Origin of the sequence: Wolbachia endosymbiont of Spodoptera picta (assembly GCF_018141665.1) — a bacterium.
Lineage (GTDB): Bacteria > Pseudomonadota > Alphaproteobacteria > Rickettsiales > Anaplasmataceae > Wolbachia.
In genome coordinates this window covers 795,187-811,913 of the sequence record NZ_CP067976.1, presented here as the reverse complement: position 1 = coordinate 811,913, position 16,727 = coordinate 795,187, and the positions used below count along the sequence as shown (strand labels likewise).

Below are 16,727 nucleotides of genomic sequence, written 5' to 3'. Positions count from 1 at the left end.
GCTAAAAATATTTAAACAACTAATTTTTATAACTTTGTACCAATAAAACTATTCCCACCTTAATTATCAAACAGTAACGTATAGAACTACAAACTTTTGTATATTAAGAAATTGTTTAAATTGCATATCTGGCTACTATGTCCCCTACTTCCAAGATAAAGTACCTTTCACTAAAAAATATTGAATTTAATTTTTGTAATCACTTAAGTCTAGTATTATTTTGTTAATGTATCGTTCATTTGCATCCTTGATGATAAATTTTATACCATTTTTATATCTTATAACTTCATCTACAGAAGGTACCTTACCAGCAATTGAAAGAACCAAACCACTAAGTGTGGCATAATGCTCTTCAGAGTCACACAACTCTATTTTTAGATTTTCCTCTATATCCTTTATAAGGGCCCTTGCCGATATTTCAAACTTATTTTGAGATAATTCAGTAATGGTGTGTTCTGAATTTACCTCATTCTCGTTATCAATATTTGGTATCAATTCTTCTATAAGATCATTTATCGAAATTAAACCATCAGTTCCACCATATTCATCCAGTACAATAGCTAAATATGACTTGGAAGATTTCATTCTAACAAAAAGATTTGTTGCTTTCATTGAGGCTGGGACAAATATTACATTTTGTATAATATTTCTCAGATTAAAATCTTTATTCTTATTGAAAATGATATCTTTTACGTAAAAAAAGCCTATTACGTTGTCAAAGTTATTCTTATAAGTTGGTATCTTAGCATGGTAAGTGTTTTTCACCTTCTTTATTACCTCATCCTTACTCGATTCAATGTCTACTGCACATATCTCCTTACGTGGAGTCATTATATCCATGATACTACAATCACGGAATTTTAATAGACTATTAAGTATGTCAAGACCTGACAGATCACCCATCAATGCCTCAGTCGCACATTTTTTTAACACAGAAGTTTTGTTGAAGAGAAAGAGAAAAATTCTGTATGCTATTTTTTCTACTAAAGTTCTTTTCTTATTCAATTTATTCCCTTTAATGGTGAAAATATCTTTAGATAAGGTCTATCAAGAAAACTGTTATTAAATGTTTAATAAGCATGTGAATAATGTCAAATTAATTTGTGAATTATTTGTTGAAATAAAATACTAACAATTGATCAACAATTTTTTCAATGACATATACATAATTATATAACAATCCATGATAGTAAAGCTTTTTCCATAAAAGAAAATTACTAACATTCTAGACATCTTACTTATACACATAAATAATAAAGGAAAATCAATAGTATAGAGAAGTTATTAACATATTTATCCACAAGCTAAGTAATACTAATTTTTACTGAATTTTAAGTTAATAACAATTTATTGATAGAACTACTACTACTGTTATACTTTAGTTTAGATAAAAAGTAGATAAAATAGATTGAAAAGAAGTAAAGCAAAAATAGCAAGAATCATCAGTCAGAACGAGTCAAATGAAAAAGTCCCTATTTGGTTAATGCGTCAGGCTGGTAGGTCTCTTCCTGAGTATCGGAAGGCAGTGGAAAACATGAATAATTTTATGGAGATATGTTATAGCACAAATTTGGTAACAGAGTTAACGTTACAACCAATAACAAGGTTCGACATGGATGCAGCGATAATTTTTTCTGATATTTTGATAATAGCTGACATTTTAGGTTGTAATGTAAATTTTACTCGAGGTGTGGGTCCAATAATAAGACCTATAGAAAGTGCTAAAGAATTGAAGAGTCTACAAGGAATTGAATCTAAGACATTACCAATCCTAAATGCTATAAAAGAAGTAAGAAGCCAGTTACCAGAAGAAAAATCGCTTATAGGCTTTGCTGGAGGGCCGTGGACGGTAGGTTCATACATCATAGAGGGCGGTGGTAGTAAAACTTTTTCCAAGGTGCTAAATTTTTGTCCATTGGCACTAGAGGAAATAATAAAAAAAATAACGGAAGCGACAATTATTTATCTGATCAAACAGATAGAGTTTGGAGCAGATGTTATTCAGTTATTTGACAGCAATGCTGGTGTATTGAAGGGAAAACTATTTGAAAGATACATCATCAAGCCAACAAAGGAAATTGTTTCGGCAATAAAGAGTAGATTTCCCAATTTTCCAATAATAGGTTTTCCGCGCTCTGCTGAAAATCTTTATACAGATTACTGCGAACAAACAGGCGTATCTGCAGTAAATATAGATTATAATGTTCCAATAGAATGGGCGAAAGAAAATCTAAAAATTCCTCTGCAAGGGAACCTTAATCCTAGTCTTTTGGCCTACAATAAGTCAGAAGCAATTGAAGAAGCAAAGCGTATAATAGATTGTTTTAGAGGGTTACCTTTTATATTTAATCTTGGACATGGAGTGCTTCCTGATACTCCGGTTGAAAATATTGCTGAATTAGTGGACCTAGTAAGAAACTACTAAAACTCTTGTATGAAAAGCCTTTATGAGGGTGGAATGAAAACCTTACTTGACAAACCTCATTCTCTTCCTTACTATAACGATAAGAGTATTCATCCTTGTTTTTGGGCTCAACGACAAAATTCAGTAAAAAACTCAGATACTTATTGGCAAATTACATAAAATTATAGCGGCTGCATGTTTTTTAAATTTTTTCTACTTCAGCCAAAACACGCTTGTTAGCACATTATCAATTTACATTATTAAAACTCGCTATACAGGGGTTTATTTGCCTTTTTCAATTTATTAAGCTTTTTAATATCTATATTTAAGAATACAAAAATACCAACCTTTATGTAAAATAATAAAACTTCTAGCTTTTTTGTTGTGTAGAGTTTATCATTTTTATTTAACTTTAGTGAGATTATGTCAGACCTTGCAAAGAGGATGTCTCTGATAAAACCGTCGCCTACAATTGCTGTGACCGATAAGGCAAACAGATTAAAAAGCGAAGGAAAGAAAATTTGCGTTTTAGCTGCGGGAGAGCCGGATTTTGACACTCCAGATCATATAAAAAAGGCAGCTATTCAATCGATAAATGAAGGTAAAACTAAATATACTGTTGTTGATGGAACTCATGAGCTTAAAGAGGCGATAATCAATAAGTTAAAAAGGGATAACAATCTAGAATATACACTGAACCAAATTTGTGTCGGCGCAGGCGCTAAGCAGGTGTTATTCAACTTATTTATGGCAACAATTGACTCTGGAGATGAGGCTATAATACCAGCTCCTTATTGGGTTTCGTATGTTGATATGGTAAATCTTTTTGGCGGACTGCCAGTTATTGTAGAGTGCAAACAAAACTTTAAGCTTACACCGGAGTTACTGGAAAGCAATATAACTGAGAAAACTAAATGGTTAATTCTTAATTCACCGAACAATCCAGCAGGAATTGTCTATACATATGATGAATTGAAAAGCATAGCGAGAGTATTGCTTAAACATCCACATGTGAATGTTGTTACAGATGATATTTATGAGCACATAATATACGACGAAAAGTTTTTTACCATTGCTAAGATTGAGCCAAAACTTTATGATAGAGTTTTTGTGGTCAATGGAGTATCAAAAGCCTATGCAATGACTGGCTGGAGAATAGGTTATATTGCAGGTAGGAGTGATATAGTAAAAGCTATTTCTACACTGCAGTCTCAAAGTACTTCTAACCCAAATTCAATAGCACAAGCAGCAGCAGTTGAAGCGTTAAACGGTGATCATAGTTTTTTGAAAGAAAGAACAAAAATCTTTAGGGACCGTAGAGATTTTGTAGTAAAAAAGCTAAATTCTGCTTCAGGCTTGTCAGCATCTATTCCACAAGGTGCATTCTATTTGTTTGTCTCATGTGAAAGTTTATTGGGTAAGAGTACGAAAAGTGGTAAAGTAATAAATAGTGATCTTGATTTTGCCGAATATTTATTAGAAGATCATTTAGTTGCTGTTGTTCCAGGAATTGCATTTGGTCTGAAAAATTTTATCAGAATTTCTTATGCAACCTCTCAGGAACAATTAGAAATTGGATGTGATAGTATTACTAAAGCATGCGAAATGCTAAGTTAACTTTTTAATATTCCTATATATAATATTTCAGTAAGATAGGGTTGATTTATGGCTTGGGTGTATTTGCTATTAGCTGGTTTGGTTGAAATAATATGGACCACAGCACTGAAATATAGCAATGGCTTTACTCGTGTTATACCTGTAGTAATTATTTTAGTTAGCGGTTCTGTGAGTCTTTACTGGCTATCGTTAGCAATGAAGTCTATTCCTCTTGGAACATCTTATGCAGTTTGGACTGGTATAGGCTCTATAGGTGCAGCGATAATAGGAATAATGTTTTTTAATGACCCAGTAAATTTGGGGCGTTTATTTTCCCTTGCTTTGGTAGTGCTGGGTATCATAGGATTAAAAGTATTTTCCAATTAGGAAAAGTTAAGTACGTCTATTTTACCATCTCAGGACTTTCTACTAAAGTTGCTTTGGATTTTTCAGTTCTCGAAGAGGGCATTCCTATTGATTTAGAAAGTACCTTTCTAATGTTCAATATTTCATTTTTCTCATTTTGTTGGATTAAGTTAATGTTGTTTATTTTATTCACTAAATCTTTTCCTTCCTTTAAAATTTTTAAATCGCTTTCGTTGATATGATGTTCATTTTTAAATTCTGCAACGATTTCTTTCTTCTTTGGATGAGTATTCAGAAATTCTAATATCTGGTGTTTAGCAACAGCTTGAATAAATTTCTTATCGTGAAATATTGAATTGTTATGTAGTTCTTCTAGGCTTTTATCATATTGTTTTGCTTCGTTTACAGTAAGTTTTATTATTTCTTCTGCGCTACTTAAAAGTTCCCTGTATAACTTGTCGTATCTATTGCCTGTGTGTGCGGTAAATGTTTGTTCAATGTATTTTGTTATGTAGTTTTGTAGCGTATTGTATATTGTACCTATGTTCATTCACTCACCTTGCTTTTATATTATATTTTACACACAAAAAGGTTAATATTTAGTTAACTGCAGCGTTTCTGATACTGGATTTCATTGAAAATTATATTATTTAAAGTATAATCGGTATCACGAAATGAAAGCGTAAATAAAATGAACTTTGTAACAAAACTAAAACTTATAATAAAAAAAATAAAGCTTAAGATGAACAAGGGTAAAATTATAAAAATCCTTATCATCTGTGGTATAATTTTTTTCATATACCTTATCCATGAACCAGTTATAGATATGCTAAAAGGTCTCTTTTAAGAAAGATACTCGGATTAGAGTAGCTATCTACAAAAGTGTTGCTCCTTGCTGATAAAATACATATAATCCTGTTTTTTAGGTAATATTAGCATTGAAGAGAAACTTTTTCATATGGTTGCTAGCATCACTATTTTATGCATACCAGTATATATTACGTGTAATTCCAAATATAATCGCGCCTGAATTAATAACGAAATTTAACATAAGTATTACAGATATTGGTCAATTTGGTGGGCTATATTATATAGGCTATACGCTTGCTCACATACCTGTTGGTCTTGCCCTTGATAGATTTGGGCCAAAGTTTGTTTTGCCTGTGTGTATTGTCTTAACGTTTGCTGGGACATTACCACTAATATGCTTTGATGAGTGGTATTACTCAATACTTGGTAGAATGATTGTCGGAGTTGGGTCATCTGCTTCGGCAGTTGGGCTCTTTAAAATTGCAAGTATGTATTTCTCACAAGAAAAATCAGCAAGGATGGCTAGTTTATCTATAATAATAGGGTTACTGGGAGCTATTTATGGTGGATTACCTCTAGACTTTTTGCTCAATAAATTTGGTTGGAGTTATGTTATATATACTTTCTCAGCGTTTGGTTGTTTGCTTGCTCTGTTGTTGCTTTTAATAACGCCAAAAAGTAACATAGAGGAGAGTAGAAATGACAACATACTTCAAGATTTAAAGACTGTACTTTTCAATAAACATATCATTCTAATCAGCTTTTTTGGTGGCTTAATGGTTGGACCATTAGAAGGTTTTGCTGATGGTTGGGCAAAAGCGTTCTTATGTGAAGCATATCAAATGACCGGGGATCTGGCATCTTCGCTTTCTTCCCTTATGTTTATAGGTATGGGAGCTGGATCATTCTTTTTAGCTTATTTACTGGAAAAATACCCAGACAAACATTACGAGGCAATTATTGCCTGTTCTTTTGCAATGATTGCTAGCTTTATCTTGCTTTTTATACAAGCTGGAGGTTTATATATTGCACTACCTGCACTTCTTGTTATCGGCTTTGCATCTGGTTATCAGGTAATTACTATTTACAAAGCAATAAGTTATGTGAACAATAACTTGGTAGGCTTGGCCACAGCCATATCAAACATGATAGTTATGGTTTTTGGCTATTTTTTTCATACAGGAATTGCAAAAATAATAGATTTATGTTGGAATGAAATGGTAGTACAAGGAAATCCTGTGTATGGTACTGAATTACTAGTAAAAGCAATATCAATTATTCCTATATGTTTGCTTTTAGCTGTTTTTGGATTTATATGGTTAAAGAAAAGTTCTTATGACAAGTGTTTCAGAAAGAATTTGTGACTCTAAAAGTAGTCTGAAGTCTTTTGATGATGAAGTTTATCAATCTATAGAGAAAGAACTGCGGCGACAAAAATCACAGTTGCAACTGATTGCATCAGAAAATTTTGCGAGTAAAGCAGTGATGGAAGCACAAGGTTCTTTTCTGACTAATAAATATGCAGAAGGTTATTCTGGTAAGAGATATTATTGTGGTTGTGAGTATGTGGATGAAATTGAAAGTCTAGCTATGGAGAGGCTCTGTAAGCTGTTTGGTGTTAAATTTGCAAATGTTCAACCTCATTCTGGTTCTCAGGCAAATCAAGCAGTGTTTGCTTCGCTGCTTACTCCGGGCGATACTATACTTGGATTGTCACTAAATTGTGGTGGACATTTAACTCATGGTGCAGCACCAAACCTTTCTGGTAAATGGTTTAAGTCGATTCAGTATACAGTTAATAGAGATACTTATCTACTCGATATGGACGAGGTAGAAAAGCTAGCGCTGGAGAATAAACCGAAGCTAATCATTGCTGGTGCTTCTGCTTATCCAAGAGAAATAGATTTCGAGCGCTTTCGCAAAATTGCGAATAAAGTTGGTGCATATCTGCTTGCAGATATTGCTCACTATTCAGGACTTATTGCTGCAGGTTGTTACCCATCACCTGCTGAATATGCGCATGTTATGACTTCTACAACTCACAAAACTCTACGTGGTCCTCGTGGCGGAGTGGTAATGACAAATGATGAAGCATTACATAAAAAAATTAGGTCTGCGGTTTTTCCAGGGTTGCAAGGTGGGCCGCTTATGCATGTGATAGCTGCAAAAGCTGTTGCATTTAAGGAGGCATTAACGCCAGAGTTTAAAACTTATAGTAAAAAAGTTGTAGAAAATGCAAAAGTGTTAGCTCAAGCGCTGCAAAAACATGGAATAAACATTATAACTGGTGGCACTGACTCTCATATTGTGCTAGTTGATTTAAGATCACAGAAGTTGACGGGAAAAGACGTTGTAAATAGCCTTGAGAGAGCTGGCATTACCTGCAATAAAAACTCTGTGCCATTTGACACGGAAAAGCCAACCATTACTTCAGGGCTACGTTTTGGTACCGCTGCTGAGACAACGCGTGGACTTGAGAGAGAAGATTTTAAAGAGATAGCTGATCTAATAAATGAAATAATTCAGGGATTGATCAATGGAAATAGTCCTGATATTGAAAGAGCAGTAAAAAATAAAGTTGAAAAGATTTGTAGTAATTTTCCTATTTATTAATTTATTTGGCATTCAAATTTCCTTTCTTTACTTTGGATTAAACTATTGTATAGTGATTTTATAGCTCTTTAATTTTATGATAAATGTACTTAGCATAGAGAGTTGTGATTTTCACAATAAAAATGTTCTGCTCAGGGTTGACTTCAATGTTCCTATAAAAAATGAAAGAATTTGTGATGCCACTCGTATTTTAAGAGCGCTACCTACCATTCAATATTTGGCAAATGCGGGTGCAAAAGTTATTATTATCTCACATTTTGGGCGTCCAAAAGCCAAAGACAGTAACTTATCGCTAAAAAACGTAGCTGAAGCTTTATCGCAGCTGCTAAGCAAAGAAGTGAAATTTATTGATGATTGTATTGGTGAGAGAGTACAAAGAGTAATAAATGCGATGGATGGAGGAGATATAATATTACTAGAGAATCTGAGGTTTTATAAAGAAGAAGAGCAGAATGACTCAAATTTTGCTAAACAATTAGCATCTCTAGCAGATATATATGTAAATGATGCATTTTCTTGCTCTCATAGAGCTCACGCTTCTATTTCACGTATTACGGAATTTTTACCTTCTTATTCAGGATTTTGCTTGCAAGATGAGCTAAAATATCTTGAGCAAGCCATATCGTTTGATGCTAAACCTATTACTGCGATAGTTGGTGGAGCTAAAATATCCACTAAAATAAAAATGCTTATAAAACTAGCAGAAAAGGTTGATTACCTTATTCTGGGCGGCGCAATTGCTAATAATTTTTTGTTATTTAATAAAGTTAATATAGGCAAGTCTTTTTTTCAAAATGGCGTTGATGATCTTCTGCACGATATTGTTAAGACGGCAAATAAAAACAATTGCAAAATAGTTGCGCCAGAAGATGTTTTGGTTGCAGTAAATTCTGATTATAGCACTGGCGTTTTAAGAAAAACTGAATCCATTTTGGACGGTGATATAATTTTAGATATCGGACCTCAAACTTTAAGCACAATAAGCGGTATAATAGCAAGCAGTAAAACTCTGCTGTGGAACGGACCTATTGGTGTTTTTGAACATTCAGCTTTTGCAAATGGTACAGTAGAGGTGATGAGAGTAGTAAGTAATTTGACACACGAAGGAAAATTAACCAGTGTAATAGGAGGAGGAGATAGCCTATCTGCAGTAAATGCTGCAGGTCTTACTGATAAAGATTTTACATATATTTCAACTGGTGGGGGAGCATTTTTAAGTTGGCTCAGTGGTGATAAAATGCCGGGACTGCGATTAACATCTAATTAAAACTTTTTTAAGCTGTTGCTTGTACCTTAGCTTTTTTATACGTTGTGTTGTGGTTATGTCGAAAGTAGCTAAATTAATCTTATGCTTAATAATACCAGTAATAGGATTTGTTTTTTACATTAAGGAGCATTACTTCAACAATACAAATTCACAAATTAAATTTGAGCCATTCTTCAAAACAGATTCTTCAGATCCAGACTATATTCCACTACTTCCGGAGCTGACTAACTTTGACAGAGGAATATTAAGGGTTTGTGGAGATTGGGGAACACAGCCTGATGAAGAAGATTTCAGAATTTTGCTTGATTGTCCGCAGCATCAAGAAGTGGTGAAAAAGATATACGATAAGCTTGATCATCAGGTGATTACACCTAGTGCAGACTTGGGGTTGTTTAAAGATGAATTGACTAAGATTTGGTTTACAAATAGCGGAACTGAAAAAGAAACTATAGGGTTTGGGCATATTTTTTGTGGTGAACCAGATAGATTGGGGCTTGGTGGTATGCATTTTGTAGGTAGATATGTTGAGGCTCAAGAAAATAAGTGGGCGGGTGCGATTTGGGATAATGAATCTCTGTGCAATAAATTAGATATTAAGCCACCTGTTTACACATTTGGAATGAAATATCTAGGTAAGGATGGAGAAGTGAAAGTTAAGTGCCCAAGTGGGTACGCGTATAACCTTCATGCTGATGATATTTTAGTTTCTGCGACTAAGGCGTTTAAGGAGCTGGGAAAAGATGGAATGTGTCTGTATAAAATGGAAGATGACAATTATCAATCAGTGTTTGTGAGAAAGAAAGACGCTATACTCACATTCTATCCTGACTTAACACCAAAATGTAATGATAAGAGTATTAATTGTAGCTGTAGCAAGTATTGATTGGCTGAAAAAAAAGTAAACATTTTATGTGTATTATGCTAATTTAGTTATATTGAGGGCAATTTGTAGAGCTACATGAAACTTATAGTAAAAAAATGTTTGTCTGTTTTATTTCTGTTGCTGCTTGTAGCGCCTCTTGTATATGGACAACAATCTTGTTTAAGTGATATTGAGAACGATTTTCAAGATTTGAAAACATCATTAAAAAATCCAATATTTTTAGATCCTGCACCGAGTTTAAATTATGATGATAGAGAAGGCAAAAAAGTGTTGATGGTGGTGGTGCACCATACTGAATCACCAACATTAAAAAGTACAAAATACGCATTAAATTCTTCAGGGATATCAGTACAGCTTATTGTTGATAGAGATGGTAGCATTACTCTGATGGTTCCACTTGAAAAACGAGCATGGCATGCTGGTATAAGTTATGCGAAAGTTCAAGTAGATAATGTGGTTGAAGAGCTACGAAAACTGAATGATTATTCTATAGGTATAGAGATTGTAAACACAGGGCTTGAGCCTTTTCCAGAAGAGCAAATGAAATCTGTCAAAGATCTGATTTTGTACCTCATTAAGCGCTTTAAGATTAGAAAAGATATGATATTTAGTCACGCTGAGATAGGCACTATAGTGTACAACTCAGCAATTGAAGGTTACGCAATGCGTAAGCCTGATCCACATAAGTTATTTGATTGGGAGTTATTAGAGAAAAGTGGTATCGGATTGCATATAGGTGATAGAATCAGTCCTCAAGACGCAGAACAAAAAGTAAATGAGGTTTTGTATAAGGTAGGCGATAAGAGTGAAAATATTTTGAAATTAAAAAAAAGGTTAAACGGTTTTTTTTATAAAATACTGCCTTGGAATGATAGGGAAGGTAATATGATTTTTCCTGACAATAATGCTAATTACTCAAATGAGTTTGATGAAAATTTTGCGTGGGTTATCAATCAGTTTTCAATGCACTACTTGCCGAAAGAGATTAGAAAAGACTTGCCTCTAAAATTAGAACAAGAAGATATTTTGCCTGAATTTTTAGTTAAGTATAGTAATCTTATTTTTAGTGAATTCTTATCTTTAAGTGATAAAACTAAATTAAGCTTAAAGCCACCATTTTTGAATGAAGAGGATTATAAGCATTTATTATCTTCTCTTGCAGAATATGAAAATAATATTTCTTCTGATGCATTTGCTATGCTCATGTACAAGATTAAGCTATATTATGACTCTTATCTAAGATACAATATAAGATCTTCACTTTATATTCCATTTAGACTTAATTCATTTGAAAAGCTAGATGTTTTAAAGAATGAAATATTATCTTTTAAGTCTATAAGCCCTGAAAAGGCTATAGAAGTCTCGAATTTGATTAATGAGTTTAGGTCGCAAGTTTTATCTAATTTCCAAAATTTTGAGAAGCAGTGGTTTCAAGAATTTAAGGACACTTGGAAACAAAAATTTATACCGAATATGGAAAAGCAAATGTCTTGGACTGCGCTACATGAAACTGTGTTGGAATATTTAGAAAAGGCGAAGAAAGAAGTCTAATGAGTATTACAATGACCAGATGCATGGGCAGAGAAAAATAAAGGACTGGTTTCACATGCATCTGGAAGGATACAAAAATTTCTAAATGAGATTAATATAGTATTGGGATGACAGAGTTTAAAAAATAAGTTACTTTTTTTATTTTTGGTAAAAAGTAGTCTATGGGTATTAAAATTGCACCTTCTATACTTTCAGCAGACTTTGCAAAATTAGGAGAGGAAGTAAAAAGAATTAGCAACTTGAATGTAGATTATATACACATAGACGTTATGGATGGAAATTTTGTTCCAAATATTACAATAGGTCCGAATGTTATCTCTGCGATACGTAAATATAGCAATCTTCCTTTTGATGTACACTTAATGATTAAATCTCCTGGTAACCATATTGAAAGTTTTATAAATGCTGGTGCTGATATTATCACTATACATGCAGAAGCAGAGATACATCTTGAGAGGCTAGTAAGAAAGATAAAATCATATAAAAACAATACAAAAAAAATAATACAAGTTGGGGTTTCAATTGTTCCTTCAACTTCTCCAAGCGTGCTTGAGTATATAATAGATGAGCTAGATATTGTACTAATTATGACAGTCAATCCTGGATTTGGAGGACAGGAGTTTATTCATTCGCAGTTGAGTAAGATATCTACCGTGAGGAAAATGATACAGGACCGTAATCTTAAAACACAAGTTTCAGTAGATGGTGGAGTTAACTTTTCTAACGCAGCTGATATAATAAAAGCAGGTGCAAATATATTAGTTGCTGGATCAGCAATATTTAAAGCTGAAGACATAAAAAAGGCTATAAACGATCTTAAAAATCTTTCGTTATAACCCTATAGATAACACAAACCATTTTTGTTATCTTGTCAGTTTTAAAAATTCCTATTATCCCAGTGCTTCGACACTGAGATAATAGAAAGTAAGTTCAACCTCAATAGAAACCTGATGATGAGTCATTATTACCAAATTTTGGTCTGTTTCTATTACTAAAACCAGAACGAGGACGAGTAGGTCTATTACTATGATAATTATCTCCAGATTTTTTATTAAACGAGTTGTTATAATAATTATCCCTATTATTTAAACCATCTCTCCTTTCTTCATTGTAAAGCTTACCTTCAAAAAATTCACCTGTTTCTTGATCAACACGACGTCTTGATAATTTTGGACATCCACCTTTTTCAAAGTCAATTATCAAAGCTTTGAAGGTATCACCCTGTTTAAGTATATCCTCAATGGACTCTACATGTTGATTAGCTACCTCGCTTATATGCATTTTTCCTTTTCTTCCATTAAGAAGTTCTAACTCTACAATAGACTTCTCTATCTTTACAACTTTAGCATCAATTATAGAACCTTGTTCTAGCTCTGTTATTGAATCAATCATCATATTCTTTGCAGCTTCAGCTTCAGTACTACTAATGGCAAAAACAGAAACTTTACCGTCATCCCCTATTTCAATTTTTGCATTACTTCTTTCACATACACTGCGTATATTTTTTCCTTTAGCACCAATAGCTGCAGAAATTTTATCTTTATCTATATAAAACGATAACACTCTTGGTACATGATCTTTTATATCCTTACGATGTTCTGAAATTACTGCATTCATTTTTTCTAAGATATGTAATCTTCCGACTTTTGCTTGTTCTAAAGATTTTTCAACAATTTCAAAGCTTATACCAGGAATTTTCATATCCATCTGCAGTGCTGTAATCCCTTCGCTAGTTCCTGCTACTTTGAAGTCCATATCACCAAGATAGTCTTCATCGCCCAGTATATCAGAAAGTATTATATGCTCATTTTTGTCTTTGATGAGACCCATAGCAATTCCTGCAACGGGAGCCTTTATTGGCACACCTGTATCCATTAATGCAATGGAAGTTCCACAAACTGTTGCCATAGAAGAAGAACCATCAGATTCCATAATCTCAGATACTACCCTTATTGTATAAGGAAATTCAGATTTATCAGGTAAAACAGGATGAATTGCTTTCCAAGCAAGTTTACCATGACCAATTTCTCTCCTTCCTGGTGCGCGTATAGCAGAAGCCTCTCCAACAGCAAATGGAGGAAAATTATAATGCAACATAAAATGTTCACGTCTATCCCCTTCAATGTCATCCACAATTTGCTCATCTTGTGTAGTACCAAGAGCAGTAACAACTAGTGCCTGAGTGGTACCCCTTGTAAATAGTGCAGAACCGTGAGTCTTGGGTAGAATGTCAGCCTCAATTTCTATCTGGCGTATTTCATCATACTTACGGCTGTCTATTCTCACACTTTTCCTTCTAATCATTTCACGCACTAAAGATCTTTCAAAGCTTTTTACTGCATAAGTAATTAACTTTTCGTCTTTTCCAGCCTCTTTAAGAGTATTCAATATATTATTCCTAACTACTTCTAGAGCTTGAACTCGCTCTTGTTTTACTGTTTTTGAATATGCTTCTTCAAAGTCTTTTCGATATTTTTCAAGTTCTTGAGTTATATTTGATATATCAACAGGAGCAAAGCTTTCAGGTTTATTGCCTACTGTATCAGCAAATTCTTTTATAAGCTTAATAACAGGTTGAAGATGTTCATGGCCGAATTTTATTGCACTCAAAACATTTTCTTCAGAGAGCTCTTTGACTTCCGATTCGACCATTAAGATCGAATTTTCATCACCAGACAAAAACAGATCCAAGTTGCTTGCTTTCATCTCTTGAACGGAAGGATTGAGTATATAATTGTTATTTTCATCACAACCGACCATAACTCCAGCTATAGTAAAGTGGAAAGGAACACCAGAAATTGCAAGAGCTGCGACGGTACCTATCAATGCTGGTACTTCAGGAGAATTGACCGTATCGTAAGTTAATAGATTACATACTACACTAATTTCATCATGAAAACCTTCAGGAAATAACGGCCTTATACTTCTATCTATTACTCTTGAAATTAAAGTTTCTCTATCAGATGGTTTTCCTTCTCTTTTAAAAAAACCACCAGGAATCTTACCCATGGCATAACTTTTTGCAATAAACTGCACATTTAAAGGGAGAAAATCAACACTTTCTTCCTTCTTTTTTCGTACAACAGTGACTAAGATAGAAGTATCTCCATAATTTACAACTACTGAACCATCAGCTTGACGTGCTATTTTCCCAGTTTCTAAAGATAAGGTACGCCCCTCCCAATCTATAGATTTTTTTATAATTTCAAACATACAAAATTCCTCGATTATTTTCTAATGCCTAACTTCTCTATTAACTCTTGATAGGCTTCATTACCAAATTTACGTTTTATATAATTTAAGTGCTTGCGCCTTCTACCTATCAATACAAGTAAACCGCGCTTAGAATTATGGTCATGCTTATGCGTTTTAAAATGCTCAGTTAAATTACTGATTCTCTCGGTTAAAATTGCACACTGTACAAAAGATGAACCTGTATCATCTTCTTTAATTGCATATGTACTAATCAAACTTTTTTTCTTTTGGGATGTTATTGACATCTAAACCTCATTTCAAAATATTAAAAACACGAATAGGCTTCACATAACCATGAGTAAAACTGCAAATTGCAATAGGTACATTACCCACTATCGTACAAAAAGTATCATAATTCTTTAAATTACGCAAGTTATTTAATATAATTTCTTGACCTTTTCTGATTTTCTCCGCTTCCTCTAAGGAAATTTCAACTTTGAACATCGATTTTAAAGCCGATTCAATGGGGATGATGAAACTTTTTGTATTACCTACATCATCTTCTGCCATCCCACCTCCCTCTGTCATCCCAGTGTCAAGCACTGGGATCAAGCCTATTTCATCACGAACATTGTTTTTGACATATGCTCCTAGAATCTTTTGTCCATTACATGATTTGTAAGTATTTGTATATCTGGATCCCAGTGTCAAGCACTGGGGAGAGTAAGTTGTTGTGTTTTTTTTAGTAAGTTGCTCAATTGTCACTGATTCATCTTCCTTAAAATCACCTACCATCGTTCTTCTTAATTGTGTAATATGTCCAAAACAATTTAATTCAATTCCAAGATCTCTTGCAATTGATCTTACATATACGCCGCTACCGCAGATCATAGAAAAATCGGCACTATTATTTATGGTGTCCAAAAATATCATCTTCAGTTCATGTATTTCGACTTGCCGGGGCTTTATATTTACCTTTTGCCCACTTCTTGCTAATTTATATGCTCTTGCTCCCTTGATTTTCACTGCTGAAAATTGAGGAGGAGTTTGTGTTATCTCACCAATAAAATCCTTAATCACACAATTTATTTGGTTATATTCAGGTTTTATAGTGCTAGTTCTAATAATATCACCATCTAAATCGTCCGTAATTGTTTGCTTTCCCCATTTGATTGTGAAATTGTATGCCTTTAAGTTACAAGATAAATACGGTATAGTTTTTGTTGCTTCACCAAGAGCGATCGGTAATATACCTGAAGCCAAAGGATCAAGTGTTCCCAAATGTCCGGCTTTTTTTATTCCAAAAATCCTTTTAATTTGAGTTACAGCTTGTGCAGAACTCATTCCTGTTGGTTTATCAAGATTCAGCCAGCCATTTACCATGTATCAATCTTACATAATTAGTAACAATTTAGAAAGTAGATAAAATATTAAGTTATTAATAAAATGCTTGACTAGTGTGCATTGTTAATATACAATTAACTTTTTATAAACCTTAATTAAGGAGGAAGTTATTATGCCTACTATATGGAAATTGAAAAATATAGCACCCATAACAAAAATGAGTATTGAAAGTACAGTTGCAACTGCATCTTTAGCAGCAGCAATAACAACATTATTGATTGCTACTAAAGTAATTGCTGGACCTGCATTTAGCACTTATTGCTAGCCCTGCTGGAATTGCAGTTCTATTTATTACCGCTGTATATTTTGCCGCACTAGCTATTTCTTCATATCAGCAAATGCATAAGAATGAAGAAATAAGTGAAGCTAAAGCAGGCGCTGAAACAGCAGCTAAAATAGAAGTTGAAGAAAAAATTAAAGATTTAGCTACTAAAACTGAATTGAATGCCAGAACTAACAAGTCTGAAGTTGATACGAAATTGGCTGAAAAACTGGATTCAAGCAAATTTAATGAAACACTTAAGAGTTCGTTAGAAGATGCTACAGTTTTTGAAGCATTCAAAAGCAAAATATCTCAAAAAAGCTCATAAGCTAAATGGTACAGAGGTAGAGATGGTTCTGCCTCTTTTTTCATTTGA

At 33.5% G+C, this 16,727-nt stretch carries 16 protein-coding genes; 11 read left to right on the top strand and 5 right to left on the bottom strand.

Annotation, left to right across the window (positions count from 1 at the left end; all coding sequences use genetic code 11):
- Positions 1 to 186: 186 nt before the first annotated feature.
- The gene (locus tag JKF54_RS03550) at positions 187 to 1,005 is read right to left on the bottom strand and encodes a transporter associated domain-containing protein (protein ID WP_211907574.1); all 819 of its coding nucleotides are present in this window, start codon (positions 1,003 to 1,005) and stop codon (positions 187 to 189) included.
- Positions 1,006 to 1,408: 403 nt separating this feature from the next.
- Between JKF54_RS03550 and hemE the strand changes: the two genes are divergently transcribed.
- The 3 genes from hemE (at position 1,409) to JKF54_RS03535 (ending at position 4,387) form a co-directional block, all read left to right on the top strand.
- On the top strand, positions 1,409 to 2,425 hold the full coding sequence (gene hemE, locus JKF54_RS03545) for a uroporphyrinogen decarboxylase (protein ID WP_211907573.1): 1,017 nt from the start codon (positions 1,409 to 1,411) through the stop codon (positions 2,423 to 2,425).
- A 402-nt stretch (positions 2,426 to 2,827) separates the two neighbouring features.
- On the top strand, positions 2,828 to 4,021 hold the full coding sequence (locus tag JKF54_RS03540; RefSeq protein WP_211907572.1) for a pyridoxal phosphate-dependent aminotransferase: 1,194 nt from the start codon (positions 2,828 to 2,830) through the stop codon (positions 4,019 to 4,021).
- A 48-nt stretch (positions 4,022 to 4,069) separates the two neighbouring features.
- Positions 4,070 to 4,387: a DMT family transporter gene (locus tag JKF54_RS03535; protein ID WP_211907571.1), complete on the top strand. Its 318-nt coding sequence runs from the start codon at positions 4,070 to 4,072 to the stop codon at positions 4,385 to 4,387.
- Positions 4,388 to 4,403: 16 nt separating this feature from the next.
- Here JKF54_RS03535 and JKF54_RS03530 read toward each other — a convergent pair whose 3' ends face one another.
- Positions 4,404 to 4,916, bottom strand: coding sequence for a hypothetical protein (locus JKF54_RS03530; protein ID WP_211907570.1), 513 nt, complete (start codon positions 4,914 to 4,916; stop codon positions 4,404 to 4,406).
- A 388-nt stretch (positions 4,917 to 5,304) separates the two neighbouring features.
- Between JKF54_RS03530 and JKF54_RS03525 the strand changes: the two genes are divergently transcribed.
- The 6 genes from JKF54_RS03525 (at position 5,305) to rpe (ending at position 12,326) form a co-directional block, all read left to right on the top strand.
- A complete protein-coding gene (locus JKF54_RS03525) occupies positions 5,305 to 6,540 on the top strand; it encodes an MFS transporter (protein WP_211907569.1) in 1,236 nt (411 codons plus the stop codon).
- On the top strand, positions 6,512 to 7,789 hold the full coding sequence (gene glyA / locus JKF54_RS03520) for a serine hydroxymethyltransferase (RefSeq protein WP_211907568.1): 1,278 nt from the start codon (positions 6,512 to 6,514) through the stop codon (positions 7,787 to 7,789). The genes JKF54_RS03525 and glyA overlap by 29 nt, the downstream gene beginning before the upstream one ends.
- Positions 7,790 to 7,868: 79 nt before the next feature.
- Positions 7,869 to 9,056 carry a phosphoglycerate kinase gene (locus tag JKF54_RS03515; protein WP_211908744.1) on the top strand — a complete coding sequence of 396 codons (1,188 nt, stop codon included), beginning with the start codon at positions 7,869 to 7,871 and terminating at the stop codon, positions 9,054 to 9,056.
- Positions 9,057 to 9,111: 55 nt separating this feature from the next.
- Complete coding sequence (locus tag JKF54_RS03510; RefSeq protein WP_211907567.1) at positions 9,112 to 9,939, top strand: EndoU domain-containing protein; 828 nt, start codon at positions 9,112 to 9,114, stop codon at positions 9,937 to 9,939.
- A 75-nt stretch (positions 9,940 to 10,014) separates the two neighbouring features.
- Positions 10,015 to 11,490, top strand: coding sequence for an N-acetylmuramoyl-L-alanine amidase (locus tag JKF54_RS03505; RefSeq protein WP_211907566.1), 1,476 nt, complete (start codon positions 10,015 to 10,017; stop codon positions 11,488 to 11,490).
- A 161-nt stretch (positions 11,491 to 11,651) separates the two neighbouring features.
- Entirely contained in the window at positions 11,652 to 12,326 is a 675-nt protein-coding gene (gene rpe, locus JKF54_RS03500; RefSeq protein WP_211907565.1) for a ribulose-phosphate 3-epimerase, read from the top strand.
- 100 nt (positions 12,327 to 12,426) lie between these two features.
- Here the strand turns inward: rpe and pnp are convergent, their stop codons facing one another.
- From pnp to truB, 3 genes are read right to left on the bottom strand one after another with little or no spacing between them, the layout of a single operon-like run.
- The gene (gene pnp / locus JKF54_RS03495; protein ID WP_211907564.1) at positions 12,427 to 14,703 is read right to left on the bottom strand and encodes a polyribonucleotide nucleotidyltransferase; all 2,277 of its coding nucleotides are present in this window, start codon (positions 14,701 to 14,703) and stop codon (positions 12,427 to 12,429) included.
- Positions 14,704 to 14,717: 14 nt separating this feature from the next.
- Positions 14,718 to 14,990, bottom strand: a complete 273-nt coding sequence (gene rpsO / locus JKF54_RS03490; RefSeq protein ID WP_010403478.1) for a 30S ribosomal protein S15 — start codon at positions 14,988 to 14,990, stop codon at positions 14,718 to 14,720.
- Between the two features lie 7 nt (positions 14,991 to 14,997).
- Positions 14,998 to 16,068: a tRNA pseudouridine(55) synthase TruB gene (gene truB, locus JKF54_RS03485; RefSeq protein WP_211907563.1), complete on the bottom strand. Its 1,071-nt coding sequence runs from the start codon at positions 16,066 to 16,068 to the stop codon at positions 14,998 to 15,000.
- A gap of 133 nt (positions 16,069 to 16,201) precedes the next feature.
- Between truB and JKF54_RS06440 the strand changes: the two genes are divergently transcribed.
- The gene (locus JKF54_RS06440) at positions 16,202 to 16,354 is read left to right on the top strand and encodes a hypothetical protein (protein WP_246433109.1); all 153 of its coding nucleotides are present in this window, start codon (positions 16,202 to 16,204) and stop codon (positions 16,352 to 16,354) included.
- Entirely contained in the window at positions 16,323 to 16,679 is a 357-nt protein-coding gene (locus JKF54_RS03480; RefSeq protein WP_246433108.1) for a hypothetical protein, read from the top strand. The genes JKF54_RS06440 and JKF54_RS03480 overlap by 32 nt, the downstream gene beginning before the upstream one ends.
- The last annotated feature ends 48 nt before the right edge of the window (positions 16,680 to 16,727 follow it).